Below are 1,431 nucleotides of genomic sequence, written 5' to 3'. Positions count from 1 at the left end.
GGCGAGACCGACCCCTCCGCCCCGCGCATCCTGAGCGACAGCAACATCGTCGGCCCGGAGGGCTCGGCCTTCGGCGCGACGATGTCCCAGGTGTCCTGCGATGTCAACGGAAACGGCACCCCCGATCTCGCCGTCGGTACCTACATGACCTTCGATACCTCCCCGGGAGCGACCGGGGCCTACCTCCTGCTCGACCCCACGAGCGAGGGCGGCAACATCGAGGACCTGGAGCCGGTGCGCATCCTGGACAGCTCCCGCAACGCCATGGGCGGCGTCGACGTGCGCTGCGCCGGGGATACGACGGGCGACGGCTTCGACGACCTCGTCATCACGGTGCAGGGTCAGGCCAGCTTCGTGGTCTTCGGCTCGGCCGACTTCGGCGATATCCACCTGGACACGCTCGGCGAGCGCGGGCGCACCATCCTCGGCTCCGTGACCCGCGCGAACGGCGTCGGCGACCTGAACGGGGACGGCCGCGACGAGATCGCCCTCACCGACACCCGGGGCACGGTCACCGTGCTCGCCCCCGCCGATCTCCCCGCTGAGAGCGCCCTGGAGACCGCACCCGGCACCCGGATCTCGGGCGCGAACATCGACCTCGTCTCCGTCAGCCGCGCCGGGGACATGAACGGGGACGGCCGCGAAGACCTCGCCGTCGGATCGTCCTCCTGGAAGGCGCCCGGCGCGGAGAGCTTCGGGACCGGAGCGATCTGGGTCATCACCGACCTGTCACGGGACGTCACCGTCGGCGACGTGGCGATCCCCGGGTTCCGCATCGACGGTCCCCCGCGCGGCTATGACCTGCTTGGCACGCTCACGGTGGGCCTCGGCGACATCACGGGCAGCGGCTACGACTCGCTGCTGATCGGCGGCGAGTCCGACGAACCGAAGTCCGGCAGCGCCGTGGTGGTCACCGGCGGACCCGATGGGGTGAACGTCGTGACGAACCCGCTCACGGCGTCCGGCCCGGCGGTGCGGAGCGAGGCGGACGGTGCCCAGCGCGGCTGGTGGCTGAACGGCATCGCCTCCGGAGACCACTTCGGCCACGCGGTCGGCTCGGCCCGGATGGACGGCTGGTCGATGGTGCTCGCCAGCGCGATGGACGGCTCGATCGATCCCGAGCAGCCGAGCTCCGGGTACGTCGCCGCGATCGACTCGCGCGCGCTCGTGGCTGGGACGCTCCCGCTCAGCCCGAGCGGGGTCCTGGAGGTTGCCGACCTGGTGGCCGGGCCCGTCCCCGGGGGCATCCTGATCCCCGGGACGCTCGCCAAGCAGAATCTCGGCCGCTCCTTCGCCGACCTCACCAAGCACCCGGCCGGGTCCTCCGTGACCTTCGCCGCGGGCGCGCCCGCGCTCTTCAGCTGGGGAGAGATCCCCTCGGTGCGCGTCGTGACCCTTGAGGTGCCCGCGCCCGTGCTCACCCCGGACCCG

At 72.2% G+C, this 1,431-nt stretch carries 1 pseudogene; it reads left to right on the top strand.

Going from position 1 to position 1,431, the window contains the following annotated elements:
• Nucleotides 1-1,431 (top strand): annotated as a pseudogene (locus OOT08_RS14125) (VCBS repeat-containing protein); the annotation flags it as partial.

It is taken from the genome of Leucobacter sp. M11, assembly GCF_035726885.1.
GTDB lineage: Bacteria > Actinomycetota > Actinomycetes > Actinomycetales > Microbacteriaceae > JAPFRB01.
This window is presented reverse-complemented; position numbering and strand designations above follow the sequence as displayed.